The organism is Paenibacillus sp. GbtcB18 (genome assembly GCF_019091125.1).
Taxonomy (GTDB): Bacteria; Bacillota; Bacilli; order Paenibacillales; family NBRC-103111; genus Paenibacillus_F; species Paenibacillus_F chitinolyticus.
Map to the genome: position 1 here is coordinate 262012 of NZ_JAGXJX010000008.1, position 25696 is coordinate 287707.

The 25696-nt window shown below is 56.5% G+C and carries 27 protein-coding genes; 17 read left to right on the forward strand and 10 right to left on the reverse strand.

All coding sequences use genetic code 11. The features are described 5' to 3' along the window. The first annotated feature begins 33 nt into the window (after positions 1-33). The 3 genes from KVT34_RS22550 to KVT34_RS22560 all read left to right on the forward strand — a co-directional run bounded on the left by KVT34_RS22550 (position 34) and on the right by KVT34_RS22560 (position 2549). Positions 34-732 carry an ABC transporter ATP-binding protein gene (locus tag KVT34_RS22550; protein ID WP_217561304.1) on the forward strand — a complete coding sequence of 233 codons (699 nt, stop codon included), beginning with the start codon at positions 34-36 and terminating at the stop codon, positions 730-732. Between the two features lie 19 nt (positions 733-751). Further along, the gene (locus KVT34_RS22555; protein WP_254635078.1) at positions 752-1966 is read left to right on the forward strand and encodes an ABC transporter permease; all 1215 of its coding nucleotides are present in this window, start codon (positions 752-754) and stop codon (positions 1964-1966) included. A gap of 97 nt (positions 1967-2063) precedes the next feature. Continuing rightward, a complete protein-coding gene (locus KVT34_RS22560) occupies positions 2064-2549 on the forward strand; it encodes a hypothetical protein (RefSeq protein WP_217561308.1) in 486 nt (161 codons plus the stop codon). A gap of 142 nt (positions 2550-2691) precedes the next feature. On the opposite strand, the gene KVT34_RS22565 is transcribed toward KVT34_RS22560, so the two are convergent. From KVT34_RS22565 to KVT34_RS22590, 6 genes are all read right to left on the reverse strand, one after another. After that, complete coding sequence (locus KVT34_RS22565; protein ID WP_217561310.1) at positions 2692-3966, reverse strand: BaiN/RdsA family NAD(P)/FAD-dependent oxidoreductase; 1275 nt, start codon at positions 3964-3966, stop codon at positions 2692-2694. A 106-nt stretch (positions 3967-4072) separates the two neighbouring features. Continuing rightward, positions 4073-5170 (reverse strand): GerAB/ArcD/ProY family transporter, encoded by a 1098-nt coding sequence (locus KVT34_RS22570; RefSeq protein WP_217561312.1) that lies wholly within the window; start codon positions 5168-5170, stop codon positions 4073-4075. Between the two features lie 104 nt (positions 5171-5274). Beyond that, positions 5275-5481, reverse strand: coding sequence for a hypothetical protein (locus tag KVT34_RS22575; RefSeq protein ID WP_217561314.1), 207 nt, complete (start codon positions 5479-5481; stop codon positions 5275-5277). A gap of 2 nt (positions 5482-5483) precedes the next feature. Then, positions 5484-6680 carry a Ger(x)C family spore germination protein gene (locus KVT34_RS22580; protein ID WP_217561316.1) on the reverse strand — a complete coding sequence of 399 codons (1197 nt, stop codon included), beginning with the start codon at positions 6678-6680 and terminating at the stop codon, positions 5484-5486. Positions 6681-6695: 15 nt separating this feature from the next. Next, entirely contained in the window at positions 6696-8258 is a 1563-nt protein-coding gene (locus tag KVT34_RS22585) for a spore germination protein (RefSeq protein ID WP_309244125.1), read from the reverse strand. A 97-nt stretch (positions 8259-8355) separates the two neighbouring features. Further along, a complete protein-coding gene (locus tag KVT34_RS22590; RefSeq protein WP_217561318.1) occupies positions 8356-9423 on the reverse strand; it encodes a metallophosphoesterase family protein in 1068 nt (355 codons plus the stop codon). A 225-nt stretch (positions 9424-9648) separates the two neighbouring features. Between KVT34_RS22590 and KVT34_RS22595 the strand changes: the two genes are divergently transcribed. The 9 genes from KVT34_RS22595 (at position 9649) to acpS (ending at position 17170) form a co-directional block, all read left to right on the forward strand. Beyond that, positions 9649-9942 (forward strand): LiaF transmembrane domain-containing protein, encoded by a 294-nt coding sequence (locus KVT34_RS22595; RefSeq protein ID WP_042235794.1) that lies wholly within the window; start codon positions 9649-9651, stop codon positions 9940-9942. Between the two features lie 35 nt (positions 9943-9977). Continuing rightward, positions 9978-10640, forward strand: coding sequence for a PspA/IM30 family protein (locus tag KVT34_RS22600; protein WP_217561320.1), 663 nt, complete (start codon positions 9978-9980; stop codon positions 10638-10640). Positions 10641-10643: 3 nt separating this feature from the next. Further along, positions 10644-11159, forward strand: a complete 516-nt coding sequence (locus KVT34_RS22605) for a PspC domain-containing protein (protein WP_217561322.1) — start codon at positions 10644-10646, stop codon at positions 11157-11159. 2 nt (positions 11160-11161) lie between these two features. After that, positions 11162-11860 (forward strand): PspA/IM30 family protein, encoded by a 699-nt coding sequence (locus tag KVT34_RS22610; protein WP_217561324.1) that lies wholly within the window; start codon positions 11162-11164, stop codon positions 11858-11860. Positions 11861-12133: 273 nt separating this feature from the next. Then, the gene (locus KVT34_RS32460) at positions 12134-12262 is read left to right on the forward strand and encodes a hypothetical protein (RefSeq protein WP_255246872.1); all 129 of its coding nucleotides are present in this window, start codon (positions 12134-12136) and stop codon (positions 12260-12262) included. Positions 12263-12388: 126 nt separating this feature from the next. Next, positions 12389-12823: a BrxA/BrxB family bacilliredoxin gene (locus KVT34_RS22615; RefSeq protein ID WP_217561327.1), complete on the forward strand. Its 435-nt coding sequence runs from the start codon at positions 12389-12391 to the stop codon at positions 12821-12823. A gap of 490 nt (positions 12824-13313) precedes the next feature. Then, positions 13314-15575 carry a glycosyl hydrolase family 18 protein gene (locus KVT34_RS22620; RefSeq protein ID WP_483311455.1) on the forward strand — a complete coding sequence of 754 codons (2262 nt, stop codon included), beginning with the start codon at positions 13314-13316 and terminating at the stop codon, positions 15573-15575. A 131-nt stretch (positions 15576-15706) separates the two neighbouring features. Then, a complete protein-coding gene (gene nadE, locus KVT34_RS22625) occupies positions 15707-16516 on the forward strand; it encodes an ammonia-dependent NAD(+) synthetase (protein ID WP_217561331.1) in 810 nt (269 codons plus the stop codon). Between the two features lie 267 nt (positions 16517-16783). Next, entirely contained in the window at positions 16784-17170 is a 387-nt protein-coding gene (gene acpS / locus KVT34_RS22630) for a holo-ACP synthase (protein ID WP_217561333.1), read from the forward strand. 237 nt (positions 17171-17407) lie between these two features. Here the strand turns inward: acpS and KVT34_RS32465 are convergent, their stop codons facing one another. Continuing rightward, positions 17408-17530, reverse strand: coding sequence for a hypothetical protein (locus KVT34_RS32465; RefSeq protein WP_302695550.1), 123 nt, complete (start codon positions 17528-17530; stop codon positions 17408-17410). 289 nt (positions 17531-17819) lie between these two features. Then, positions 17820-18374: a hypothetical protein gene (locus KVT34_RS22635; protein ID WP_217561335.1), complete on the reverse strand. Its 555-nt coding sequence runs from the start codon at positions 18372-18374 to the stop codon at positions 17820-17822. 296 nt (positions 18375-18670) lie between these two features. On the opposite strand from KVT34_RS22635, the gene mutY reads away from it, so the two are divergent. After that, on the forward strand, positions 18671-20032 hold the full coding sequence (gene mutY, locus KVT34_RS22640) for an A/G-specific adenine glycosylase (RefSeq protein WP_217561467.1): 1362 nt from the start codon (positions 18671-18673) through the stop codon (positions 20030-20032). A gap of 99 nt (positions 20033-20131) precedes the next feature. Here mutY and KVT34_RS22645 read toward each other — a convergent pair whose 3' ends face one another. Together KVT34_RS22645 and KVT34_RS22650 are read right to left on the reverse strand one after the other, a co-directional pair. Next, positions 20132-20746 carry a superoxide dismutase gene (locus tag KVT34_RS22645; RefSeq protein WP_009676925.1) on the reverse strand — a complete coding sequence of 205 codons (615 nt, stop codon included), beginning with the start codon at positions 20744-20746 and terminating at the stop codon, positions 20132-20134. A gap of 85 nt (positions 20747-20831) precedes the next feature. Further along, the gene (locus KVT34_RS22650; RefSeq protein ID WP_217561337.1) at positions 20832-21029 is read right to left on the reverse strand and encodes a hypothetical protein; all 198 of its coding nucleotides are present in this window, start codon (positions 21027-21029) and stop codon (positions 20832-20834) included. A gap of 359 nt (positions 21030-21388) precedes the next feature. Here KVT34_RS22650 and KVT34_RS22655 point away from each other — a divergent pair, with 359 nt between their 5' ends. From KVT34_RS22655 to KVT34_RS22670, 4 genes are all read left to right on the forward strand, one after another. After that, the gene (locus tag KVT34_RS22655) at positions 21389-22282 is read left to right on the forward strand and encodes a carbohydrate ABC transporter permease (RefSeq protein WP_009676921.1); all 894 of its coding nucleotides are present in this window, start codon (positions 21389-21391) and stop codon (positions 22280-22282) included. Further along, a complete protein-coding gene (locus KVT34_RS22660; protein WP_042234873.1) occupies positions 22279-23163 on the forward strand; it encodes a carbohydrate ABC transporter permease in 885 nt (294 codons plus the stop codon). The genes KVT34_RS22655 and KVT34_RS22660 overlap by 4 nt, the downstream gene beginning before the upstream one ends. Before the next feature lie 31 nt (positions 23164-23194). Next, entirely contained in the window at positions 23195-24574 is a 1380-nt protein-coding gene (locus KVT34_RS22665; protein WP_217561339.1) for an ABC transporter substrate-binding protein, read from the forward strand. Between the two features lie 63 nt (positions 24575-24637). Continuing rightward, positions 24638-25666, forward strand: a complete 1029-nt coding sequence (locus KVT34_RS22670; RefSeq protein WP_217561341.1) for a LacI family DNA-binding transcriptional regulator — start codon at positions 24638-24640, stop codon at positions 25664-25666. The last annotated feature ends 30 nt before the right edge of the window (positions 25667-25696 follow it).

The window sequence follows — 25696 nt, forward strand, 5'->3', positions numbered from 1 at the left end:
ACACAGGCTGGATGGGGAAATGGAGGAATTTATTTGGAAAAAGCTACGGTTCATATAAAAAAGGCGGGATACGGCGATTCCGGGGCGATTTTGCGGGATATCGACTTCCGTATCCTGGAGGGCCAGCTCATCGGTCTGATCGGACCCAACGGCGCCGGCAAAAGCACGACCATCAAAAGTATGCTCGGCCTGCTGAAGGATGTCGAGGGGAACATCGAATTTGCCGACGGACGGGCTTCGGTGGCTTATGTGCCGGAACATCCGGTGCTGTACGAGGAGCTCACGCTGTGGGAGCACATGGAGCTTGCGGCGGCGGCCTACGGGCTGGAGCGCCCGGTCTTCGAGGAACGCGCGGAGGCGCTACTGGCCCAGTTCAAGCTGTCGGCTGACCGGCACCGGCTGCCGGTGGCCTTCTCCAAAGGCATGCAGCAGAAGGTGATGCTCATCATCGGCTTCCTTAACCGGCCCTCCTTATACATCGTAGACGAGCCGTTCATCGGACTGGATCCGAGAGCGACGAAGGACTTCCTGGAGCTGCTGCGGAAGGAGCGGGAGAGGGGAGCGGGCATTCTGATGAGCACTCATGTGCTCGATACCGCGGAGCGCATTTGCGACTCTTTTCTGCTGCTCAGCGAAGGGCGGATCGTGGCGCAGGGGACGCTGGACGAAGTGCGGCAGGAGTCGGGGCTGCCGGAAGGCACTCTCTTCGACTGCTTCCATGCGCTGGTCTGAGGAGGGGGAGAAGGTGAGCATGACACCGGCAAAATTATTCAAACGACGGCTATTCGACGACTGGGCCTACCAGTATCGTATTTTGCGTACGGCGGTAGACTGGACGGTGGCCGTGTATTTAATCGTTCCGGCCCTGATCTTCGCCTTCATCTATTATTCGGCGTGGTGGCGGACGCCGCCCGAATGGTTCGGCTATATACCGGCATCGCTGGTCGCCGTTTTCTTGTATCTGTTCGCCTGGTCCGGCACCGTCCGCTTCTTCATTGAAGAAGCGGACCAGCTCTTCCTCGTCCGCAGCGAAGGCTGGATGCCCGCGATCAAGCGCCGCGGGCTCCTGTACTCGCTCGCGCTGCAGTCGCTGACGACGGCCCTGCTGGCCGGCGCTCTGCTGCCCCTGCTGCGCGCGGAAGGATCCAGCGGCGTGCTGAAGCTTGCGGCCCTGTTCCTGGCCGTCTACGCGGCCAAGATCAACCTGGGCCTGCTGCGCCAGCTTGCGGCGCTCGCCTGGGCGGGATGGAAGCGCGTGGCCGCTTCCATCGTGCTGTTCGCGGCAGGCTTTCTTATCTACTGGGCCTGCGTCCAGTTGATACTGGCGGATACTGCCGCGGGCTATCTCGCCGGGCCGCTGCTGCTCGCGGCCGCGGTTCCGCTCGCCCGCCGCCGTTTGCGGGCGGCGGGCGCGTTCCACGCCGACGTGCAGCGGGAGCGGGAGGCGAGGCTGAAGCTCGCCTCGCTGATGCTCCGGGGCATCGTCGAGGGCAAGAAGCCGCGCCAACGCCGGGTTCCGCTGCTGCTGGGCCGCTCGCAGCGGGTGGTCCGCGGGACGGGCGCTTCGGCGGTTCTGGCCGATTCGCTCGTCAAGTCGGTCCTCCGCCGGCCCGGCCAGTGGAAGCTGTACGCCCAGCTGACGGCTGTGCTCGCGTTCGCCGCATGGCGGCTTCCCGGTCCGATGCACGTCGTCCTGTGGGCCGTCGCCGCTTTCGTGCTGGCCTACTGGATGAAGTCGGTCGCGCGGGAAACGCTGGGCGCTTCCTTCTTCCGCATGTTCGCGTGGAGCGAAATCAGCAAGCAGGAGGCGCTCCGCAAAGCGTCGTTCGCTCTGGCCGTGCCCGGACTTGCGCTGATCGGGCTTGTCGCGGGCGGCAGCATCTCGCTGCCGCTGGGGATTGCCGCTCTTGTGCTTTCCGTGCCCGCCGCGTATGCGGCCGCTTTTCTGGTCACCATCTGGTATTAAACGCCAGGTTTTGGCGGACACTAAGGGCGACCGGCCAGCGTGCGCAATGGATACGAAAGGCGCACGGCGGATCTGACAGCATCGGAAAGGAAACCTTATGAGCGACACACCGATATTTTTCGAATTTACGCAGGAACGGGATATGCGGCTTGCTTACGACACGCTGTTTGAGCTGGGCTACCGGCCGGGCGTCAGCGCTTCGGATGGGAAACCTACGCTGCACATTCATGTGGAAGGGCAGGACCTTGCTTCCGCGATGCAGATCGCTCAAGCTCATGCGGGGGAGCTGATCGATGCGCCGCCTGCCGGCGCGGTGGGCTGCAGCGAACCGGAGGCTTATGCGGCGGCGTACGATTTGGACACGATCCGGATCCCCGCTCACCTGATCCAGGACCCGGAGGAAGACGCGTCCGAAGGCACTCTGGCTGCCGCGGGTGGTGGCGCCGGACTTGGCGCCGGCAATGACGTTTACTCCGGAGCTGCAGGCGCTGCGGGCGCCGACGGCTCGTACGAAGAGCCGCAGCGGCAGTTTGATCCGTCCGAGGACGACCTGGACCGGTTCTCGGCCGGCATTCATTTGTAAGTGGGAGCCGCCCGAAAGACTCCGGCTTTCCACGCTCTAAACTCTCAGACGTACTACAGGGAGGAACAGCCAAAAAACCAGCCCATCCGAATGGAAAGGCTGGTTTTTTCTGTTTTTCATACATGTCCTTACATCTATACCTCTAAACGGCCGCTTCCCCCGCCCGCATAGCCGCGTGCTTGCCGGCCGTATACCCCGTAGTGAAAGCCGCCGTAATGTTGTAGCCGCCGGTATACCCGTGAATGTCGAGCACCTCGCCGCAAAAAAACAGGCCCTCCGCCAGCTTGGATTCCATCGTCCGCGGATCGATCTCTTTCAAGTTCACCCCTCCGCCGGTGACGAAGGCTTCCTCGATCGACAAAGTTCCGTTAACGCGGAGAGGGAAAGCTTTCAGCAGCTTGCTGAGCTCCATCCAGTTCTGCTTGGGCAGGTTGGCGTGGGTGAGCGCTTCGTCCAGCCCCGCTTTTTGGAGCAGCAGGGGGATGAGCCGCTCGGAGACGGCGCCCTTCAGCACGTTCTTGATCGCGCGTTTCGGTTCGGCCGCGGCCAATGCCAGCGTATGCTCGTACACTTCCTCCGTGCTTTGGTCGGGAAACAGGTCGATAGTCAGCTCGACATTGCCCTTTTGAGACTTGCGGAGCTCCTTGACGACGAACTGGCTGCAGCGCAGGGAAATGGGGCCCGAGATCCCGAAATGCGTAAAAATCATATCGCCTTGATGGGTAATCAGCTTCTTGCCCTTGGCGTTCCATACGGTAAGGGCCGCATTTCGCAGCGACAAGCCCTGCAGTTCCCTGCTTTTGATAAAAGGCTCAGCCGATGTGAGAGGCACTTCCGTGGGAAAAAGCTCGGTAATGGTGTGACCGGCCGCCTCCGCCCAGGCGTAGCCGTCGCCCGTCGAGCCCGTGTGCGGCACGGACTTGCCGCCGGAAGCGACGATGACGCTTTTGCCGTGCAGCGTCTCCCCGTTCTGCAGCCGCACGCCGGCTGCGCGCCCGTCTTCATAAAGCACGCGGTCCACGGAGCAGTTGGTGCGGATGGTCACGCCCTGGCTCCGCACTTGGCGGATCAGCGTATCGACCACCGTTTTGGCTTTGTCCGAAACGGGGAACATGCGCCCGTTGTCTTCCTCTTTCAGCCGGATGCCGAGATTTTCAAAGAAAGCGATAATATCCTGGTTGTTAAAATGAGAGAAGGCGCTGTATAAAAAACGGCCGTTGCCGGGAATGTGCCGGATCAGCTCGTCCATTTCCTTATTGTTCGTGACGTTGCACCGTCCGCCCCCCGAAATGCCGAGCTTCCGGCCCAATTTGTCGCCTTTGTCCAGCAGAAGCACACGGGCTCCGTCCTCGCTTGCGGCGACGCCGGCCATGAGGCCCGCCGAACCGCCTCCGATAATGATGACATCGTAAATCATGCAGTCTAAACTCCCTAAACCTTCGAATTTTATTCGATCATATCATGGATCGCCCGCTTTTCAAACCGGAAGGGGATGCTCCGCCGGAGGAACTCTATGCCGGATTTCACGGGGATTTCGGACCCCGGAACATTTTTTGAACCGCGGAACCCCCAAGCAGCAGGATCGGAAGTCCGAGCCCCGACAAAAGCGTGATATAGGTCCACATTTTCGAAAAATTGTTGAGCTCGGTAATATTGGGGTACCACAGAAGCGCCAGGGCGCCCGAAATAACGGCCACCGGGAACGTAATGACACGGTAATCGTGAAGCTTCAGCAGATAAGAAAGGCCCGTCACCATGGAATAAAGGACAAACGAGACCCGGAAAAAGATCGTAAAAAACCAGATAAAAGCGACGATAACCTCAATGCGTCGGACAAATTGGCCGAATTCGATCATCTTGCCGAGCTCGTATGTCGGAAACACGTAAGTGGCCGTTTTGCCGGGATTCAGCACAGCCAGACACATGAATACAACGAGCACGATGAGCAGTCCCGATATAAGCGTTCCTTTGCCAAGTTGCAGCGCGAGGGAAGTCTTTCCTTTTACATTCGCAAATACCGTCATAAACAGACAGTGTTCCATAAAAGGAAAACCGGCCAGCGACAGCGAGGCGGCCATGACGGGCTGCCAGCCGGAAGCGAGCACGGGCTCTATGTTCTCGATATCGGCTTTGGGCGCGACGAACACGAGCAGCAGCAGGATGAGCAGGATTACCCACGGGAAAAAAAGCTCCGCAGTCCGGCTTATCGTGCCGATGCCAAGGCGTACGGCGATGCTAATGACGACAAGCGTAAATAAAATCAGAACCTCAAGCGGTGTATCCCGGAGCAGGGAAGTGGTCAGAAAATCACCGATGTCTCGGAGAGAAAGCGTAATGATCCCCATCGGGTAGGTTAAAAAATACGCAAACCCGATGATTCTGCCCGTCAGTTTGCCGAGCGCGGATTCGAAAATTTGGCCCAGATGCTTGCCGGGATACGATTTTTCCAGCGCATAGATCAACAGCAGCGGAAGGAAGCCGATCATCAGGCCGAGAAGACCCGAAATCCATGCGTCGTTGCCGGCTCGTTCCGCCAAATAGGCGGGGCTGACCAAAATGGAGCTTCCTATATAATACATGGTCGCGAGTACGGTCAGTTGTCTGGGATTCAGCCGGTCCAATAGGCACACCTCCTCTCGGCTACAGCCGTACCTCGGGCTGAATTTCGGTTTCGCGTTAATAATGGCAGGTCAGACGCCCCGGCGGCGGCCGCGCAAGAACGGGGTTATTTGCGGCCGATCAGAAAGTTAATCATATCCAGCGGCTTCGGAAAAGGAACGGACAGGGCCAGGAAAGTGGACAGGACCAGTCCCGACAGAAGCAGGACGGAGAACGCCGCCAAATCTTTCAGCAGTCTTCTTTTCCAAAGCGTCGGGACCTGGAGCGCCCCCAGCGCGATGCCCGCCAGCCAGATCATCGCAACGGCCAGCATGATTAATCCCCCAACCGGTTGATGAACGAGTTATTGGACCGTCCGAGCTGCCGGATATTCACCTGGATGTCGTACTCGATCGGAAGCTCCCGGAAGACCGACGTCCAGTCTTCTTTGGCCTGTTTCCAGTAGGCGGGGTATTTTTGGTACACTTTTTTGCCGAAGCCGAATATATCGCTTCCCAAATCTCTTGCCCTGCCGATGGAGTCCTGCATTCGTCTGCGGATATCGTCGGCCACGGATTTTTCGAGGTATCGAATGTTCTCTCTTTTACGAAGATCCATGACGCATCTCATTTCTCCTATGTTTTCTTCGGAACGGAGCGAAATCAGGATGACGGGCTTTCCGTTCTTCATCCGGGCTTTAACGGTGGTCTTGCTGCGGATAAGATCGAGAACGGCGATGCCGCCGTCCGTACAGGCCGCTTTGTGAACGGTGCTGTGTATGTTATCTGTTATGTAATTATATCCTTTGCTCTCCGACTCATTCATCCATCCCAGCAGCTTGTCTTTTTTGAATACGCTTAAGCCGGCGTACTGCAAATAAGTTTCGGGTTTGATTTGATCGATATTGTTCCGCTCTTGCCCCTTATCGGCAGGACCTTTCATTATAACGGCCGAGAGGACGCTCTCCTTGCCCGTCTCCGTTATGTTGTTAATCAGCTTATCCAGGGTCACGACGGATACGGGAGCCCATTTCTTCTCCGCCGTTTCCAGCGAGCTGTACAGCTCATTTGCCGGAATTTTATCGATCGGAGTAAGGACCTTTAATACTTCCCCGGCCGGGCTTCCTTTGGACACGAGCGCGATAAAGTCGGACCGGTGCTCCCAGTCTCTCGTAAAAATATCGAGTATTTCGGAAAGGCCCTCTCTGGCGATGGATTCTCCGATCACCAGCACACGCAGATGCGAGGGATACATCTGGCGCGGACTCTTGGTTGTGATTTTTCGCATGGCCTCAAGGTAGGTGTCTCCCTTCGATTCATAAACGGTAATGGGAGAGCGGCCTCCCGAGCTCTTCTTGGGAGCGACTTCGCCCGGATCGACGACTTGGAAGGTGACTTTAATCTGCGAATCGATCTTATCCACGCCGATGCCGACCACGATGGCCAGCTCGTTCATCTCTCTTTTGCTCCAGCAGCCGGTCACGATGCACAAAGCCAGAAGCGGAGCAAGCAAACCGGTCAGCCGTTTAAGCATAGCGAGCAGCCTCCTTTATTTGCGGGGTGCGGGATTTTTATCGGGAGGAGGCTGCCGCCATGTATCGCGGCTGAGCAGTCTCGGCCGTTTGTTCAGCAGCCACTGCGGCATCCGGATCAGCGTGTCTTTCTGCTCGTTCAGCTGGAAAGGCGCGAACGGAGCCATATAAGGGACTCCGAAGGAGGACATATGGCAGAGATGCAGGGCGAGCAGGATCAGTCCCGTCGAAACGCCGAACAGCCCGAAGGTAGCGGCGAGCAGCATGAACAGAAAGCGCAACATCCGCACGGAAATCGATAAATTGTAGGCGGGAATAACGAAGCTTGAGATCGCCGTGATAGAGACGACGATAACCATGGCGGCCGACACGATTCCCGCATCTACGGCGGCTTGGCCGATAACGAGCGTTCCGACGATCGAAACCGCTTGTCCGATCGCCCGGGGCATGCGGATGCCGGCCTCGCGGATAATTTCGAAGGTGACTTCCATTAAATAAGCCTCCAACAGTGCGGGGAACGGCACTCCCTCTCTCTGGGAAGCCAGAGAGAACAGCAGGTCCGTGGGCAGCATTTCCTGATGAAACGTCGTAATGGCGATATATATGGAGGGTCCCAGCAAAGCGATCAAAAAGCTGACGAACCGCAGCAGCCGCAGCAGCGAGCTGATATCCGCCCGGTTATAATAATCTTCGGGGGAATGAAAGAATTCCCCGAACAGTGCTGGCGCCACCAGCACAAAGGGAGTGCCGTCGACAAACACGGCTACCCGGCCCTCGAGCAGTTGTGCGGCGACCACGTCAGGACGCTCGCTCGAATACAAAGTAGGGAACGGACTCCAGCTCGTTTCCTGGATGAATTCCTCCACATATCCGCTTTCGAGGATCGAATCGGTTTGGATCAGGCTCAGCCGGCGCTTCAGCTCCGCCAGAACATCCTCGTTCACGATTCCGTGGATATAAGCGACAACAATGCTCGTCTTGGTAATCTCGCCGATTTTCTGGCCGTCGTACCGGAGGCTGGCGTCGTTGATTCTGCGGCGCACGAGCGACAGGTTCGTCTTGATGGACTCCGTGAACCCGGCTTTCGGCCCGCGAATGACCCCCTGGCTGGACGGCTCCTCAATGGCCCGTTCTTTCCAGCCGGTGAGGTCGACCGCCAGCGCCGTATCGACGCCGTCCAGGTAAAGGATGGCGCTGCCCCTGTTAAGCAGCTCGATGACGTGTCCCATATTTTCGGCGCGCTGAACGCCCGATGCGGGGATATAGTGGTCCTCCAGCAGCGTCATGAGGTCTGCCGCATGCCCACTTTCGGTATCCAGGCTTTTCATCTGCATCATGATCGGCTGGAGGACGAACTGGTCTATCGCCTGATTCTCCACCAAGCCTTCCGTATAGAAGAGAGCCGCCTTGATCCCGTTTTGCCCGGCCGCCCCCGCCCGGAATTCGCGATGCTGGATGTCCGCGCTCTCTCCCGTAACCTGTCGCGTGCGGAGAATATTAAACGGGAGACTGCGGTTTAATCGTTCCTGGTACAACTCCGAATAGCCGGGGCGGGGAAAGGGAGTAAACGAAGAGGCCACGCGGATTCCTTCCTTTCATATTAAATGGTGCCGGATTAACGGGCGGCTGCTGCGCCGAAGCGGCGGCCAAAAGCGCCGCCGCATGTTCATAGGCGTTTCATCGCAGCTCGTGAACGTAGGTACCGATCCACGACCGGCTGTAATGCTCCCGGACACGGATGACCAGCTTGTCGGGATATACCTGGACGAGAAGACTCTCGCTCTTAGCCGGATTTACCGGCTTTTGATCGAAATTCAGCACTCTCCGTACCGAGGAAGATCCGACGGAGAGAAAGTCGGTCCGGATCGCCTGGCCGCCCAGACTCCAGTCTAAATGGGAGTGGCCGGAGAAAAGAACGGCCTGCGGATAATCCGCCAAAACGCGGCGAAAAGCCTTATAGTCCGTTATGCCCCGCTCCTGCCCGGAGCCTTTCAGCGTATGGACCAGCGGCTGGTGCAGGAAGACGAAGATTGGCCTGCCGGGGCGCGTCCTGGAAGCCTCGGACAAGCGTCCGTCGAGCCAGTTCATCTGCTCCGCCGACAAGTAAGCGTCTTCCCGGGCATCTTTGACGACGTCCCGGTAGCCTTCCCCGCTGAGGAAGATGAACGTGTAACCGGCCATCTCAGCCGCATGGTAGGGCTTCTCGTAGCCGAAGCAGCGCGTGAACAGCCCGACCGCCTCGCGTGTGGACCAGAACGGATTGAGCCGGCTCGTATCGACAGAGCCGAACGGCGTACGCCACATCCGGTAATACTCGTGATTGCCCATTGTCGCATGAAGGGGCGGATGGGGCATGGCGTTCAGCACCGCAGCCAGCGCGTTGTAATCCCCCGGGTTGCCGTCGGTCAAGTCGCCGTTCAGCACCATCATGCCGCTGTCCGGCGCCAGAGCCGCATGATCCAGCAAAGCCTTCCGCAGGAGCTCCTGCGACAGCTTGTCGTGCGCCTCGATATGAATGTCGCTCAGCACGGAAAACGTCAGCAGCGCCCGGCTCGTCTCTTCCGGAGAAGCCGTCCGTCCGCCGTCCGCACCGGCTTCGGCTCCGGTTTGCTGCCCGGAGTCCTGCGGTGGCGCTGCGGCAAGCAAAGCTTCTGCCGCAGGGATCGTCTGCCGGCCTAGAGACAGAAGGCAGACGGCTGTGCAGCAGGCCAGCAAAACCGCGGCGGCACGCTGAAAATGTTTCACGGCCCAACACCTCCGTCTCCATAGTCAGGGTCATTTGGGCTAGTGTTCCTTGGCGCCTGTTTTTTATGCGTACGACCCGGGCCGGAGCCCGGTTATCCTGAGGTCGGATAAGGGCCCCGACTTAGGTCCAGGACCAAAAACCGCCGCGAGTCCGTTTTGGCGAATGCCGCTGTCGACTAGAATAAAGACATAAGATAACGATAACGAAAGGCGGTGACGCAAAAGATGAAACGCAATCCTAACATGGGCCTCGCGATCGTGCTGATCGCATTCGGAGCCTGGCTGATTCTCGGCAAACTGGGTATTCACCTGGGACCGATTATGAGTTACCTGATTCCGATCGGAATGGTGGTGGTCGGCTACTTCGGGATTCAGAGAGGCAGCAAGCTGGGCTGGGTAATCGCCCTCCTCGGTATCTTCGCCCTTCTAGGCAAAATGACGACATTGTTCATTATCCTGATCGCTGTCGCCATGATCGCGTTCGGTGTATCGATGCTGAAAGGCACGTCCAATTCCTAAGACCAAGACGCTGATAAAAGAAGGTGGTAAATACAATGAGCATTCTGAAACGAATTCGTGATATAACGGTAGCAACGCTGAACGAGCGGCTGGAAGAAAGCGAAGATCCCATCCGCTTGATCGACCAATATCTCTCCGCTAAGAGAGAGCAGCTCATGCAGAGCGAGCGTTTGTATCAGCAGTGTACGGCGCATGCCTCCTCGCTGAGACAACAATACTTAAGTGCACTGGAGACGAAAGAGAAACGCGAACAGCAGGCCGCACTCGCCCTGAAAGCGGGCGAAGAGAACATGGCCCGCCTGATCCTTCACGAGAAGCTTCAGGCCGAAGAGCGCAGCGATCAGTACCGCGGCCTATACGAGCAGGCCGGCCAGTCGGCCGCCGAGCTGGAAGAAGAGCTTCAAGCCATGCGCGCCGATTACCAGGAAGTGCTCGACAAGCGGGGCTACTACATGGCCCGCATGGAGTCGGCGAGATTGCAGCAGCGGCTGAACTCACGCATGGGTTACGGAGACGGTTCGTCGTCGCCCCGCATGTTTTACCGGATGGAAGAGCACGTATCCGATATGGAGATGCAGGCACACGTCCTTCGCGACCTGCGCCGTACAACCCGGGAGGGCGGCTCCCAGAACTCGAATCCGGCTTTAGAGAAGGAGCTTGAGGCGCTGCGCCGCAAGATTAACCGGGAGGAGTCATAATACATGAAAAAACTATACCGCTCGCGCACCGACAAGAAAGTAACGGGACTTTGCGGCGGACTTGCGGAAGTGTTGAACGTCGATGCAACCCTGCTGCGGCTGCTCACAGTCGTCGCGGTGTTCATCACCAGCGGTTCGCTGATCCTGCTTTACTTCATCGCCAGCTTTATCGTTCCGAAGGAACCGGGCTTCGACCCACCGCGCGGTCCTTACGGACCGGGCCCGTATGGCGGAGACTCCTACGGCCCTTACGGCAACGCCAACAACAATAACTACGGCGGCTCTTACGGCGGCAACCAAGGTTACAACGGCTGGAACGGCAAAGAAGCCAGAAACGGCAGACAGCAGTCCGCCGCAGGTTCCTCTTTCGGATCGCCTAAGGCTGACAATATTGATGAAATGATGAAAGATATCGAGAAAAAAGCGATGCAGCGCGAAATCGAGGAGCTTCGCGGCAAACTCGACCGCCTGGAAAAGCAAAAAAAACCAACTAATAACGATTCCAAAGGAGATGTGTAAACATGGGAGTTTTTTCGAGAATTAAAGATATGACTAAGGCGTCTATTCACGAGGTATTGGATAAAGTCGAAGATCCGATCGTTATGCTCAACCAGTATATCCGCGACATGGAAGAAGAAATCGCGAAAGCGGAAGTGACCGTGGCGAAGCAAATCGCCAACGAGCGCAAGCTGAAACAGCGCCTGGAAGAAAGCGTGCGCCTGTCCGCCGACCGTGAAGGCAGAGCGGCTGCCGCGCTGAAAGACGGCGAGGAGCAAGCGGCACGCCAAGCGCTTGAGGAAAAACTGTACCACGACGAGAAAATCGCCGAGTATACCGATCTTCACGAAGCTTCCAAAGGCCATGCGTCTGAACTGACCCAACAGCTTCACGACATGAAAGACGAGTATTACAAGCTGCGCAACAAGCGCAACGAGCTTGTGGCCCGCACCCAGCTGGCCAAAGCGAAAAAGCAAATGGCGCAAGTGAGCTACAACGGCGTGATCGAAAGCGGCAATGCCTCCAGAGGCTTCCAGCGCATCGAGGAGAAAATCATCCAGCTGGAAGTGGAAGCGGAAATCGCCCGCAAGCCTTACGTACCGGCATCCGGTTACAGCAGCGTGTCCAGCTACAACCCGTCCGATTCCGCCAAGCAGGCCAAAGTCGACGAGCAGCTCCAGCAGTTGAAGAACAAAATCGGCGGTACGAAAGCCGAGAAGTAATCGGCTTCGCGACAGCCTGATGACTGACCGGCAGGCGCCGGAATTCAGAGCAGGAATTCCGCCCGCCTCCGGCCGGTTCTAACCGCTAGTAAGCGGCACCTCTTGCACAGTTATACCTGCCATGCCTTCGGAGATCGGACTCCGGAGGCTTTTTTTCTGCCCGCTTCCTGGTTGGTTGACCGATCATGCGACGCGGCTCCGCACAGGCGATAAGAGCGAATTGCCCTCCGATGCGGTGCGCATACTACGGAAAAGAAAGGAGATGAACCCCGAATGGCTAAATCCAACAATTCCAAAGAGCAGGATATTCACGAAAAGGAAAACAAGCAGCGCAAAAGCACCCCGTCCGAATCCGGCGGTGTCGACAAAAAACTAAGCGGGCCGAATTTTCCCGCGACTTAGCGGCATTTAGAGCCTTGCGGATGCGATGGATCTTATCCAGCCCCTTTGCTTTCTTTTCCACCGATTGTATAATAGGAATGGAAAAGAAAATGTCCATGACATTGATCACAGGGGAGTGAACCGATTATGGTGATGTCTTTTGACTCATATATGAGAGACATGGTACAACCAATGCGTGAGGATCTGACCCGCATCGGCGTAAAGGAGCTTTTGACGCCCGAGCAGGTATCGGAAGCGCTAGAGAATTCGGAAGGAACGCTGTTGCTCGTTATCAACTCCGTTTGCGGCTGCGCGGCTGGACAATGCCGTCCCGGCGTTGCCAAAGCTCTGCAGAACGAAGTGAAGCCGGATCACCTGTACACGGTTTTCGCCGGTCAGGAGAAAGAAGCGACGGCTAAAGCCCGCGAATATTTGGCGCCTTATCCGCCTTCGTCGCCTTCGATCGCGCTTTTTAAAGACGGTCAGCTTGTACACTTTATCCAGCGCCACCAAATCGAAGACCGTTCCGCCGACATGATTGCCGGCGATCTGACGGATGCCTTCGAAAAGTACTGCAAATAAGAACGCGGCCGTTAACCGGTCCGTTCCGAATAGAGCAAGCTCCTGCGGCCGTCTTTTGACGGAGGCGGGGGCTTTTTTCTTGTCCGCAGGAGGGCATCGCGCGGCGTACGGCTTAAATTAGTCATGTGGCCCTAACACGTTGAGCATATCAGACTATAGCCCAGCCATGAGGAATTGAGTAAAGTTTTAATATAAAGAGAGCGTTTCCAAGATGTGGGGATCGGGAAACGTCCGTGGGCGTGAGTGTAATTGAACAGCCTGAATCCGGAGGCGGCATGATTTTTTTTCATGAGGTCCGGAGGAGGTGATTGAGCGGATAAAAATCGGAATGAGCGGAGCAAGTTCGGACGGCGGGATGACGCTGATTACTAAGCGGCAGAACGAAGCAGTCAAAAGGAGGTTTTTTGAAAGCGTTTACCAAAATTCGAAAAAGATCATCCATTCAAACGAGAAAGAAGGGAAATAAATGAAAAGCAACAAAAAAATAAAAATGACCTGGCTGGGTTTCTTTGTGCTGCTTCTGGCGCTGCTCCCCTTGTTCAATACGGGTGCGGGCAGGGCTTCGGCGGCCGAACCGGCCAAAATCGTCGGGTATTTCACCTCTTGGGGAATATACGGACGCAATTATCAGGTCAAGGATATCGACGGTTCCAAATTGACTCATTTGAATTATGCCTTCGCGGACATTTGCTGGGGCGGGGTGCACGGCAACAACTCGACCGACAGCCCTAACAAGCAGACCTGGTCCTGCACGGATTCCCATGTGCCTCTCCAGTCCAAGTCCGTTCCGAACGGAACGATCGTGCTCGGAGAGCCTTGGGCGGACGTGAACACGCCGTACAGCGGCTATTCGTACGAAGAGTGCGACCAGAAGGCGCTCTGCGGTAACTTCGCGGGTCTGCGCGACTTGAAGAAGAAAAACCCTTCGCTTAAGACGCTCATCTCCGTGGGGGGATGGACCTGGTCCAACCGTTTCTCCGACGTGGCGGCCAACGCTTCCACGCGTGAAACGTTCGCCAACTCCGCAGTCGAATTTATCCGCACCTACGGTTTTGACGGTGTGGATTTGGACTGGGAGTATCCCGTTGCGGGCGGCCTGTCCGGCAACACCTACAGCCCCGCGGATAAGCAAAACTACACGCTTCTGCTCAAAAAAGTCCGGGAGAAGCTGGACACGGCAGGAACTGCGGACGGCAAGAAATATCTCTTGACCATCGCGTCCGGCGCCAGTCAGAAGTTTGCCAACAATACGGAGCTTTCCGAAATTGCCAAAACGGTCGACTGGATCAATATCATGACCTATGATTTCCACGGCGGCTGGGAAAAATCAACCAATCACAATGCGGCGCTTTACCCGGACCCGAACGATCCGTCCACGGGCGACATCAAGAAGTACAACACGAGCGACGCGATCGAGATTTACTTCCAGTCGGGCGTCCCGGCCAACAAGCTGGTGCTCGGTCTTCCTTTCTACGGCAAGGGCTGGAAGGGCTGCCCTCCCGGACCGAACAATGACGGCCAATACCAGACCTGCGTAGGGGGCTGGGACGGTAACGTTCTGCCGACCGGCACCTGGGACGACTGGGCATCCGGCAACAGCGGCACGTTCGATTACGGCGATATCATGGCCAATTACGTGAACAAAAACGGCTTCACCCGTTACTGGAACGACACGACCAAAACGCCGTATCTGTTCAACCCGACGAGCGGCACGTTCATCTCCTATGAAGACACGCAATCCATTGCCGCCAAAACGGCTTATATCAAAAGCAAAGGCCTGGCCGGCGCGATGTTCTGGGAGACCAGCTCCGACTGCCGTACCAGCCCTAAGTTCTCCTGTACGATAAAGCTTCTCGACAAAGTGGCGGCCGACCTTATGAGCCCTGCCGTACCGGATACTCAGGCTCCGACAGCGGTTACGAATCTGGTCTCTACCGGCAAAACGTCCACGAGTGTCACTTTGAGCTGGACCGCATCGACGGATAACGTCGGCGTTGTCGGTTACGAAGTGTCCTACGGTACGACGAAAGTCAACGTGCCGGGAACCACCGCCAACATTACGGGCCTGACGGCCAATACCGCTTATACGTTCACGGTAAAAGCGAAAGACGCGGCGGGCAACGTATCTGCCCCGGCATCCGTAACCGTGACGACGGACGGCGGAACGACAACCCCGGATACGCAAGCGCCGACAGCGGTCACGAATCTGGTCTCCACCGGCAAAACATCGACGAGCGTGGCTCTGAGCTGGACGGCCGCGACGGATAACGTCGGCGTTACGGGCTATGACGTCACTTACGGCACGAAAACCGTCTCCACGACGGCGACAAGCCTGAACGTGACCGACCTTACGCCGAGCACGGCCTATACGTTCACGGTCAAAGCCAAGGATGCGGCGGGCAACGTATCCGCACCGGCATCCGTAACGGTTACCACGGACGCGGCGACGAACCCGGGCTCTCCGGTTCAGCCGACCTTCACGGTCACGAGCGATTGGGGAACCGGCTACAACTTCAGCTTCTCCATCAAGAACACGGGAACGACCCCGATCACGAACTGGAAGCTGGAATTCGACTACACGGGAAGCATCACATCCGTCTGGGATGCATCCATCGTCAGTTCCGCCAATAACCATTTCGTGATCAAAGGCGCAGGCTGGAACAACACGCTTCAGCCCGGAGCTACCGTTACTTTCGGAGGAGCGGGACTTGTCAAAGCCCAACCGACGAACATTGTGGTAACAGGCGGCTAATCCGCTGCGGCTTTTGAAGTGAGGTAATCTTACATGAAAAACCGTCCCGGCCATCCTTTTGGTGGTTGGGGCGGTTTTCTTTGTGGTAAGATAAGTTCAAACCTTAGGTGTGGAGAAGGAGGATTTTTTTAATGAGCCTGCAGCAGGAGATTATCCGGGAACTTGGCGTTAAACCGCAGATCGACGTTCAGGAAGAAATCCGCAGACGCGTAGATTTTCTGAAACAGTATGTAAAATCGGCCGGCGTATCCGGTTTGCTGATTGCCATCAGCGGGGGCATCGACAGCGCCGTTGCCGCCGGCTTGTGCAAAATAGCGACGGACGAGCTGACGAAAGAGAACGGCAAAGAGTATAAGACAGTCGGCGTCTTCCAGCCGTACGGGAAACAAGAGGATATTCATGACAGCTATGCGACGGCAGAAGCGTTCGACCTCAAATACCGCATGGAAACCAATATCGAAGAAACAGTGAACGAGATTGCGCTCGAAGTCGAATTCGGCCTGAAAAATGCGGGAGACTCCCGTCATATGAGCAAAGAAGGCAAAGGTAACGTGAAGGCGAGAACACGGATGGTCGTCCAGTACGCCATCGCCTTCGAAATGAACCTGCTCGTCGTCGGTACGGATCATGCTTCCGAGGCGATTACGGGTTTCTTTACGAAATGGGGCGACGGCGCCGTCGATATCACACCGCTCAGCTCCCTCAACAAGCGTCAGGTACGCGCTCTGGCGGCCGAACTGGGCGTTCCGGACAGCGTCCTTCATAAAGCGCCGACTGCCGGACTGTGGGAAGGGCAGACGGATGAGAAGGAGCTTGGAGTCAGCTACGAGGACAACAGCGACTACCTGGAAGGTAAAGAGATCAATCCGGCCGCGGCGGAAAAACTCGAGAAGCATTATATGAAAACGAGACATAAGCGCGGCCGCATTCCCGGCATCTAAATCCGAGCGTTCAGACGGAAATTTGCCCGGCATGTTCGTTTCGTTTGGAGACATGTCCTTTTTTCGGGAAAAAGATAAGGAAGCGGAGGAGCGGAGCTCTTTCGCTTCTTTGGCGTATGCGAGTGCGTTACGGCTGTGTGTGTAAGGCTGACTGTTTAAACTTTGGATATAGAAGGCCGCGTCCCGGCTTGACCTCACGGAATGGCCGTGCCACAATCAGGCAAGGTAAACGAAACGGAAAAAAGAATGAGTAACGGAGGCGTGGACATGATTATCGGAGTCGGAATGGACATGGTTGACATCGCCCGTGTAGCGGGATTGCTGAGGGAAAAGAGCGGAGATCGGTTCATGCGGAGGATTTTAACCGAAGAAGAGCAGCAGCTTGCGGCCGGAAAAAGAGGAAGGCTGGCCGAGTTTACGGCAGGACGTTTTGCCGCGAAGGAGGCCGTAGTGAAGGCGCTGGGATGCGGAATCGGCCGCCAGGCGGGATTTCATGACGTCAGCGTCCTTCCGGACGAGGCGGGCAAGCCTCACTGCTTCTTATCCGAGGAAGCCAGGCAGCGTCTGGGGCTCGGACAGGACGTTGTCGTTCATTTGAGCATCACGCACACGGATACGATGGCGGCGGCCTACGCGGTTGTCGAGCGGCCTTAGCGGGATACTGACGGTAACGGGCGTATATGAAGGCATAGGAGAGGCTTAGGTGGCTTGCTTAATAGCGCATGTCGGGTATGCGGCGAACCGCAATGGAGCGGAAGCCGCAAGAAGGCGTACAGGGTAAACCGGCATTCGGAGGATAAATCGCGAGGGGTAAGTGAAAGTCCGCAGTCGCGGTCAAACGCAAACGGTAAGCGAAAGGGATTGTTATAGAACGGCAAGCGAAAAAGAGAGCTATCGAACGGTAATCGAAGCGGTGAGCTGACGAATGGAAAGCGGAATGGAAAGCGAAAGTCGGGCGCTCTCCTGATTATAGTCCGTGTGGGCTGCCGAAGCGGGCCGACGGACCTGCTGCATAAGAGGCGACCACCGTCATGTGACGCCGAGCACCGCGCGATACGTAAGGGCGCTGTGTAAACTTCCCCGGCGCAAAAAAAGACAGCCCGTTTCCGAAGCTGTCCGAGCTGCCTGATTCTCTGCCCACAGGGCCGTGCGGTGACTGCCCTAAGCGAGGTGAGCGCCGTCCCGCGCTCCGGGAGCCGCGCCTCGAGGATGGGACGCCGTCTGCGCCGAGCCCGCGGCCAAGCGGACAGCTCGGCACGTGAGTCGGGGCATACGAGACAGGCGGCCGCAAAACCTTGCGGCACTATCTCGTCACAGGCGCCAGCGGCCTTGTCAAGGACCAGGCGCAAACGAGCAGGCTGAGGCCGCTCATGCCCTGCAAAATGACGCCGGAATAGCCCAAATACCAGAGGGCCATCACGATCGTAAGCGCGAAGAGCCACAGGCCGAGCCAGAAAAGCCGGCGATCGGCGGCCGCTCCGAGCAGAACGTAAACGACCGAGAGCAGGAACGCTCTCAGAAGCGCGACGAAATAAGGGCCGACCGCCTGCACATATTCGAGCACGGCCACGGCGCCGATCAGCATAACGGCGGGAAAGGCGAGCATAACGAGGGAGATGGAGCCTTCGCGCGCGGCGCCGGCTTTGCGACGCATTTTTACCCAAATCACGATGCTGGCAAGTACGGCCGCCGCGAATATTCCCTGCGAGAGCCAGTCTAAATCAATCCATTCCTGAAAGAAATCGACCGCCGCCGCGACGATTCCCTGAATACCCCATACAGCCAGATAAGGCGCAAGCCAGCGAAAGCCGGAAGGAATCACGGCCGGTCTGCCGGGTGCCGTTCGGGCTTCTTTCATTTTGTACAACCTCCGTTCCCGAATCCAATCATCCGAAAAAGTCCGAATACGACAAGAATACCCAATTCGGCACGCAAAAACAAGCAAAGGCCGCACGGTTCCATCCTCCCCTCTTTTGCTTTATAATAAAAGGTTGTGGGTGTTCAAAACGTGAGCCCCGGAGAGGAGAGGGAATCCAGGTGGCAGAGCTTGAACGGCAGCAGGAACGCAATGAACCGGTATCGGCTGAAGAAGGACGAGTTCCGGAAAAGCCGAAGAAAACTAAATCGACATCCAAAACGGATAAAACACCGCCGGTGGAATACCCGACGGAACAAAAACGATTTTTCTCCGCCAATTTGTTGGCGTGGTATTTGATACATCGCCGCGATCTCCCGTGGAGACGCAGCCGCAACCCGTATTATATCTGGATTTCGGAAGTTATGCTCCAGCAGACGAGAGTGGACACGGTGATTCCGTATTTTCACAGGTTCGTCGAATTGTTCCCGACGGTAGAGGCGTTGGCCGAAGCCCCGGAGGATGAGGTTCTGAAAGCGTGGGAAGGGCTCGGCTACTACTCCCGCGCGAGAAACCTTCAACAGGCCGTACGCGAGGTTCACGAGCGTTACGGGGGCATCGTGCCGGACACGAAGGAGGACATCTCCTCCCTCAGAGGGGTAGGCCCGTATACGTCGGGCGCGATTCTCAGCATCGCGTACAACAAGCCGGAGCCGGCCGTCGACGGCAACGTCATGCGGGTGCTTTCGCGCTACTTCCTCATCGAGGACGACATCGCGAAGCCCGCCGCAAGAGTGGGGATGGAGCGGCTGGCCCGCGATCTCATCCCCGAAGGCTCCGCTGGGGATTTCAACCAGGCGCTGATGGAACTCGGCGCCATGGTCTGCACCCCGCGCTCGCCGCAGTGCCTGACCTGCCCGGTCATGGACCACTGCTCGGGCAGGCTGGCCGGCAGGGAAGAGACCCTGCCGGTGAAGAGCAAGGCCAAGCCGCCGAAGCCGGAGCGGCGGCTTGTGGCCCTGATCGAGGGCGAGGGCGAGAACGCCGGGCGGATTCTTATCCGCCAGCGGCCCCAGGAGGGCCTCCTCGCCCGCATGTGGGAGCTGCCGCACGTAGAGCTGCGGGCGGCCGCCTCAGGCGGCGCCCTCGGCTACCTCGCGGCAGCGGAACCTCCCGGCCCTGCGGACGGGCCGGGGCTGCTGCTTGCTGCGGCGAATGAAGCCGCAGCAGCTTCCGCCGGCGCGGACAGCCCGGCGGAGGCACAGCCTGCCGCCGGCAGCACGGCCGCCGGCACGGAAACGCCGGCGAAGCGGGGCCGCCGCGGCAAAGCCGCCGCTGCGGGCAGCGAGGCTCCCGCAGCCTGGCCGGGCGACGCGCACAGCATGGAGCAGCTGCGCATCGCCCTGGCCGAGGAGGAGCACGTGGACGTGCTCCCGCAGGGCTGGATCGCCGACACGAACCATACTTTCAGCCATCTGTACTGGGACATGAAGGTGTACCGGTGCCGGCTCGGCGGTCAGGGAGGCGCTCCCGCGGGACAGCTTCCTTACCGCTACCGCTGGATGTCGCCGGAGGAGCTGGAGCGCTACGCGTTCCCGAACGTCTTCCTGCGCGTTTTGAAGATGTACGCGGAGGAACGGGGCGTATGGGCGGGGAAGTAGACCCCGGCCGCCCCGGCTGCCGTCTAACATGCAGCCCCCTATAAAAAAGACGCCCTCCCAGACTTATCGCCTGGGGAGGGCGTCTTGCGTATACCGGAATTATTTCTTAGCGGCTTCGTAACGCTTGTTAACGGCATCCCAGTTAACAACGTTCCAGAAAGCGGAGATATAGTCCGGACGTTTGTTTTGGTATTTCAGGTAGTAAGCGTGCTCCCATACGTCCAGTCCGAGAAGCGGAGTGTCGCCTTCGAAGAGCGGGCTGTCTTGGTTAGGAAGGCTGTATACTTTCAGTTGGCCGTCTTTGCCAAGCGCAAGCCATGCCCAGCCGCTGCCGAAACGGGTAGTAGCCGCTTTAGCGAAATCTTCTTTGAATTTATCGAAACCGCCCAGCTCGCTGTCGATAGCTTGAGCCAGAGCGCCGGTAGGCTGACCGCCGGCGTTAGGAGCGATGGTTTCCCAGAAGAGGGAGTGGTTGGCGTGTCCGCCGCCGTTGTTGCGTACTGCAGTGCGGATCGCTTCCGGAATGCTGTTCAGATCGCTGATCAGGTCTTCCAGGGATTTGTTTTGAAGGTCCGCATGGCCTTCGAGTGCTGCGTTCAGGTTCGTTACGTATGTGTTGTGATGACGGTCGTGGTGAATTTCCATCGTTGTTGCATCGATGTGCGGTTCCAGTGCGTTATTCGGATAAGGTAGAGCCGGTAATTGATGTGCCATGATTTGAATACCTCCTAAGCGATATGTTAACACTTACCTGTTTATTATAAGACGATTTTTGATAGTAAATCAACATTTATGTATATTAAGTCGGTCGGACCGTGTTTCCCCGCCTTTTTTCGATCTCCCGGATGACCTGCGCATGTATAGCCGTACCCTGTGCGTTGAGCCAGGGGGACAACTCGCTCATCACCGAATGGTGATAAGATAATTCTTCTTCATCCCATGCGGAAGCGTCCAGTGAACTCAGTTCGTGCAGATGCCGTCTTTCCTGCTGTGCCATTTTTTCACCTCCCTATATAAGAATGACCGGAAACCGGAGTTATTATCAGAAATTTTCTGCAGCAAGGCGCGGGAAGATGTGAATGATTTGTAAGCGCTGTACATATTTGTTTGCGAAAGCAAATAAGGGATTGACACCCGACATGAAAGCGTTTATCTTAAACTTATAAAAGTTAAACCCTTTTAATTTTTGAGAACAAGCTGACACGGATGACAGAATAGGAAATTGAAGTGGTTTAAAAGGTTTTAGGCTGAGAAATGGGCATAATATCCAGAAATCCGAATCGGTTTATATGGAAATCATGTCTTTTATTTTTGGTCCAAAATTAAAGCGTTTTAACTTTCGAAAGGAAGGATGCCATGAGAACCAAAACGGCAAGGCACCAAACGCTCTGGTTTTACATCTTCATTTCACCCTGGCTGATCGGAGCTGTTCTGTTTGCCCTGTATCCCATCGTATCATCAGCTTATTACAGTTTTACCGAGTATGACATCGTAAATCCCCCGAAATGGGTCGGCTTTCAGAACTACGTCGATTTGTTCCACGATGATATCTTTTGGATTTCCATCTGGGCTACCGTGCGGTATACGCTGCTGAGCGTTCCGATCCAACTGGGGCTTTCGCTTCTGTTCGCGCTCCTGCTCAATCAGAAAATCCCGTTCAAAGGCTTTTTCCGGACGGTCATGTATTTCCCGAGCATGATATCGGGTGTGGCTATGGCCCTGATCTGGATGTGGATTTTCAATCCGCAGAGCGGGCTGCTCAACCAGGGACTCAGCCTTCTGGGGCTGCCGGGACCGCTTTGGCTGTTTGACGAGAAGTGGGCCATCTTCGCTCTTGTGCTCATGTCCCTGTGGACGGTAGGCGGCGGAATGGTTATCTTCCTGGCGGGTCTGCAAAGCGTGCCGCCCAGTCTGTACGAAGCGGCCGAGCTGGACGGTGTAACGCGTCTTCGCTCGTTCTGGCACATTACGCTGCCGATGATCTCGCCCGTGTTCCTTTTTCAGTTGATCATGGGGCTGATCGAGTCTTTCCAGGTCTTTACCCAAGCGTTCATCATGACCAAGGGCGGACCGAACTATTCGACGATGTTCTATGTGTATTACCTGTATCAGAACGCCTTCAAGAACTTCAAAATGGGTTACGCTTCCGCGATGGCCTGGCTGCTGCTGATCGTCGTCATGGTTCTTGCCCTGCTTATTATGAAAGGCTCTAAACGATTCGTTCACTACGAAGGGGGAGACGGAGTTTGAGCAGCACGGTTCCTACACAGCCCGCGAGGGCCTATAAACCTTCCAGGCTGAAGGCTGGGCGCAGAACATGGTTCGACTGGTTCGTCTTCGCCATGCTGATCGTCCTGTCGGTTCTGATGATTCTGCCGTCGGTCCATATGCTGTCCACGGCTTTCAAAACGCGGGCGGAATCGCTGAGATTCCCGCCGACGATCCTGCCGGAGAAATTCGTAACGGAAAACTTCAAGAAATTGTTCGAGCTCGATTTTCTCAACTGGTATCAGAACAGCCTGCTCATCGGCATTATGACGGTGATCGGCACGGTGCTTTCTTCCGCACTGGTTGCCTACGGCTTTTCCCGATACCGGGCGAAGGGCAAGGACGCCCTGTTCGCTTTTCTGCTGGCTACGATGATGCTGCCTTATCCGGCCGTCATGATCCCGCAGTTCATCCTGTTCAAGGAACTGGGCTGGATCGATACGTTCCTGCCGCTGATCGTTCCCGCGTTCCTGGGCTCCGCCTATTTTATATTCCTGCTCAGGCAGTTCTATACCTCCTTGAGCAACGAGCTTTTCGAAGCGGCTAAAGTCGACGGCTGCTCGGAGCTCCGCCAGTGGTGGAGCATCGCCCTTCCCCTGTCGGGTCCGGCCCTGGCGACCGTCGCCATCTTCTCCTTCATTTGGAGCTGGAACGACCTGCTCGGGCAGGTGCTTTATCTGAACTCGACCGAGAAGTTCACTCTGCCGATCGGCATGGCCGGCATGGTGTCATCGACCACGCGCCCTCCTTCCTGGAACGTCGTTATGGCCGCATCTCTGCTGGCGCTGGTACCGATTCTGGTTTTATTCTCCGTCGCGCAGCGCTATTTCGTACAGAGCATCGTGCTGACGGGTGTGAAATAAGAGAGGGAAACAATAAGGAGGTCTACCTTACATGTGGATGACTAGAAAACCGTATCATTTGACGCTCACGGCCGTATTGGCGGCGTCGGTAACGCTGGCGGGCTGTTCCGGGGGAGACAAGAAAACCGAGGGGACGGGCGGTTCCGGCAAATCGGGAGACACCGTAACGATCACCCACTACACCCAGGATGCGCCGGACAAAGCCTACGTGGAGGAGCTCATTCCGGAATTCGAGAAGAAGTTCCCCAACATCAAGGTCAAAGTGGTAAAAGCGCCTTACGAGCAATTCGAATCGAAGCTGCAGAGCATGGTAGCCGCCGGCAATTCGCCGGACGTCACTTCCCACTGGGGAGATGCGGGCTTCGCGGAATACTACAACAAAGGCTTGGTCCGCGACATGACGGATCTTCTGAAAGAAGACAATTTCAAAGCTTCCGATTACGGAATTTCGGATCATTTGATGGATATCTACAAAGTCAATGGCAAAACTTATGGGATTCCTGTCTATAGTTACGTATCCGTTCTCGTATATAATAAGGATATGTTTGACAAGGCAGGAATTCCGTACCCTCCGTCCGATTATGAAGACAAATCGTGGACGTTCGAGAAGATGCAGGAATATGCCAAGAAGCTGACCAAAATATCCAAAAACCTGAACGATACCCAGTACGGTATCGATTGGGGCTGGTCCGAGAGAGATATGAGACCGCTTTATTTCGGCGCCAGTACGTATCCGGAAGAAACATTTACGAAGAACGGCGGCAACCCGGAGGTTTCCAAGTTCAATTCGCCCGAAGTGAAAGACGCTTACCGGACGATGTTCGATATGATGCACAAAGACAAAAGCATGATCGATCCCGTTACGACCAAAGCAGTCGCGGGCGAAGGCGGAGATCCGTTTGCCGCGGGCAAAGTCGCGATGTCCGTGGGCGGCGCCTGGCTTCTCGCCGGCTCCAACGATTTCGGCTTTAAGGTCGGCGTAGCCGCCGTGCCGGCCGGGAAGAACGAGAAGGCGAGAGACGTGCTGTTCGTCGATCCCCTGTTCATCCTCAAAGACTCCAAGCATCCGAAAGAAGCGCTGGAGTGGATTAAATTCCAGCTTTCCAAGGAAACGCAGGAGAAGGCGGTCGAACTTAGCGGAGGTACGCCGCCGGCGAATTCGCAGGCAGGCGAGAAGTATTTCAGCTACTTCCAGAATATCGATCCGAAAGATCTTAAGAACGTGTACGAAGGCGGCCTGAAGTACGGCGTGGAATCGTGGAACCACATGATCCCGGGCTATGCGGAGCTTAATACGATTATCAAAAACGAGATGGAGCCGATCGAGAACGGCAAAAAATCGGTCGACGAAGTCATGCCGGATCTTGAGAAGCACATCAACGACGTTTTGGCGAAAAGGCAGAAAAAATAACACAGTCGGACTCTTGACCAGCCCCGCTGCATGGTGGGATTCCGACGTTGGGAGTTCGATTGGATGAAAATAAGCATATTTGACGTTGCAAAAAGAGCGGGAGTATCGGTCGTCACCGTCTCCCGCGTTCTGAACGACTCGCCTACGGTGAGGGAAAACAATCGGCAGAAAGTGCGCCAGGCTATCAAGGAGCTCGATTACCGGCCCAATTCGGCCGCAAGGAGTTTAGCCAGAGGGAAGACGGGCGTAATCGGTCTTACGCTTACCACTTTGCAGGATTCCCTGTTCGACGGGATCGTCAAGTGCGTGAACGATGCGCTGAAGGAGCACGGCTATTTCCTGGCCCTGTCCATCGGACCGGACACGAGTGATTCCGACTGGGGAGAAGGCAGCAACTTTCTGTACCAGGAAGACAGGGTGGACGGAATTATCGTACTTTCCCCTCTGAAGGAGGAAAACGACGTCCTGGAGTTGAAAAGGAAAAAGATCCCATTTGTTCTGGTGGATAACCAACTCGAAGACATGAGCGCCTCGGTCGTTAACGTCGATAACTATATGGGCGGTTTGGAGGCGACGCGTCACCTGCTGAGTCTCGGACATACCAAAATTGCGCATATCGCGGGTCCCGAGCTTTATCGAAGCGCTAGGGAGCGGAAACGGGGCTATATCGATGCCATGGCGGAAGCGGGGCATCCCCCGTTTCTTTTGGTGGATTCGGATTTCGATATCCGAAGCGGCTTCGACATCGCCAAGAGCTGGCTGGCGGAGGGCGACAGGCCGACGGCCGTGTTCGCCGCCGACGACTTTATCGCGCTGGGCGTGATTGAGGCCTTCCGCGATGCGGGACTTCACGTGCCGCGCGATCTGTCCGTCATCGGTTACGATGACCAAGCTTTCTCGTCGGCGATTCATCCCCGGCTGACGACCGTTCATCAGCCGTCCGAGGGGATGGCGCAAGAAGCGGTAAAGCTGCTGCTGAAGATCGTGAACGGCACGCAGAAACGGAATGCTTCGGTGAAGCTGGAGCCGAAGTTAATCGTACGCGAATCCACGGCGTCTCCGGACGGCAGAACACTCGAAATAGACAAATAAAACGGGAGCTGTGAAATAGAAGAACAATTG

Bases quoted from the DNA above. Each gene is read 5' to 3' on its own strand.
- KVT34_RS22580 (WP_217561316.1), bottom strand. From the start codon at position 6,680: ATGCTTAAACGGCTGACCGGTTTGCTTGCTCCGCTTCTGGCTTTGTGC.
- KVT34_RS22565 (WP_217561310.1), bottom strand. From the start codon at position 3,966: ATGATTTACGATGTCATCATTATCGGAGGCGGTTCGGCGGGCCTCATG.
- KVT34_RS22670 (WP_217561341.1), top strand. From the start codon at position 24,638: ATGAAAATAAGCATATTTGACGTTGCAAAAAGAGCGGGAGTATCGGTC.
- KVT34_RS32460 (WP_255246872.1), top strand. From the start codon at position 12,134: ATGGCTAAATCCAACAATTCCAAAGAGCAGGATATTCACGAAAAGGAA.
- KVT34_RS22560 (WP_217561308.1), top strand. From the start codon at position 2,064: ATGAGCGACACACCGATATTTTTCGAATTTACGCAGGAACGGGATATG.
- KVT34_RS22655 (WP_009676921.1), top strand. From the start codon at position 21,389: ATGAGAACCAAAACGGCAAGGCACCAAACGCTCTGGTTTTACATCTTC.
- KVT34_RS22650 (WP_217561337.1), bottom strand. From the start codon at position 21,029: ATGGCACAGCAGGAAAGACGGCATCTGCACGAACTGAGTTCACTGGAC.
- KVT34_RS22595 (WP_042235794.1), top strand. From the start codon at position 9,649: ATGAAACGCAATCCTAACATGGGCCTCGCGATCGTGCTGATCGCATTC.
- KVT34_RS22665 (WP_217561339.1), top strand. From the start codon at position 23,195: ATGTGGATGACTAGAAAACCGTATCATTTGACGCTCACGGCCGTATTG.
- KVT34_RS22555 (WP_254635078.1), top strand. From the start codon at position 752: ATGACACCGGCAAAATTATTCAAACGACGGCTATTCGACGACTGGGCC.
- KVT34_RS22600 (WP_217561320.1), top strand. From the start codon at position 9,978: ATGAGCATTCTGAAACGAATTCGTGATATAACGGTAGCAACGCTGAAC.
- KVT34_RS32465 (WP_302695550.1), bottom strand. From the start codon at position 17,530: ATGCAGCAGGTCCGTCGGCCCGCTTCGGCAGCCCACACGGACTATAAT.
- acpS (WP_217561333.1), top strand. From the start codon at position 16,784: ATGATTATCGGAGTCGGAATGGACATGGTTGACATCGCCCGTGTAGCG.
- KVT34_RS22575 (WP_217561314.1), bottom strand. From the start codon at position 5,481: ATGCTGGCCGTTGCGATGATCTGGCTGGCGGGCATCGCGCTGGGGGCG.
- KVT34_RS22610 (WP_217561324.1), top strand. From the start codon at position 11,162: ATGGGAGTTTTTTCGAGAATTAAAGATATGACTAAGGCGTCTATTCAC.
- KVT34_RS22635 (WP_217561335.1), bottom strand. From the start codon at position 18,374: ATGAAAGAAGCCCGAACGGCACCCGGCAGACCGGCCGTGATTCCTTCC.
- KVT34_RS22620 (WP_483311455.1), top strand. From the start codon at position 13,314: ATGACCTGGCTGGGTTTCTTTGTGCTGCTTCTGGCGCTGCTCCCCTTG.
- nadE (WP_217561331.1), top strand. From the start codon at position 15,707: ATGAGCCTGCAGCAGGAGATTATCCGGGAACTTGGCGTTAAACCGCAG.
- KVT34_RS22615 (WP_217561327.1), top strand. From the start codon at position 12,389: ATGGTGATGTCTTTTGACTCATATATGAGAGACATGGTACAACCAATG.
- KVT34_RS22605 (WP_217561322.1), top strand. From the start codon at position 10,644: ATGAAAAAACTATACCGCTCGCGCACCGACAAGAAAGTAACGGGACTT.
- KVT34_RS22645 (WP_009676925.1), bottom strand. From the start codon at position 20,746: ATGGCACATCAATTACCGGCTCTACCTTATCCGAATAACGCACTGGAA.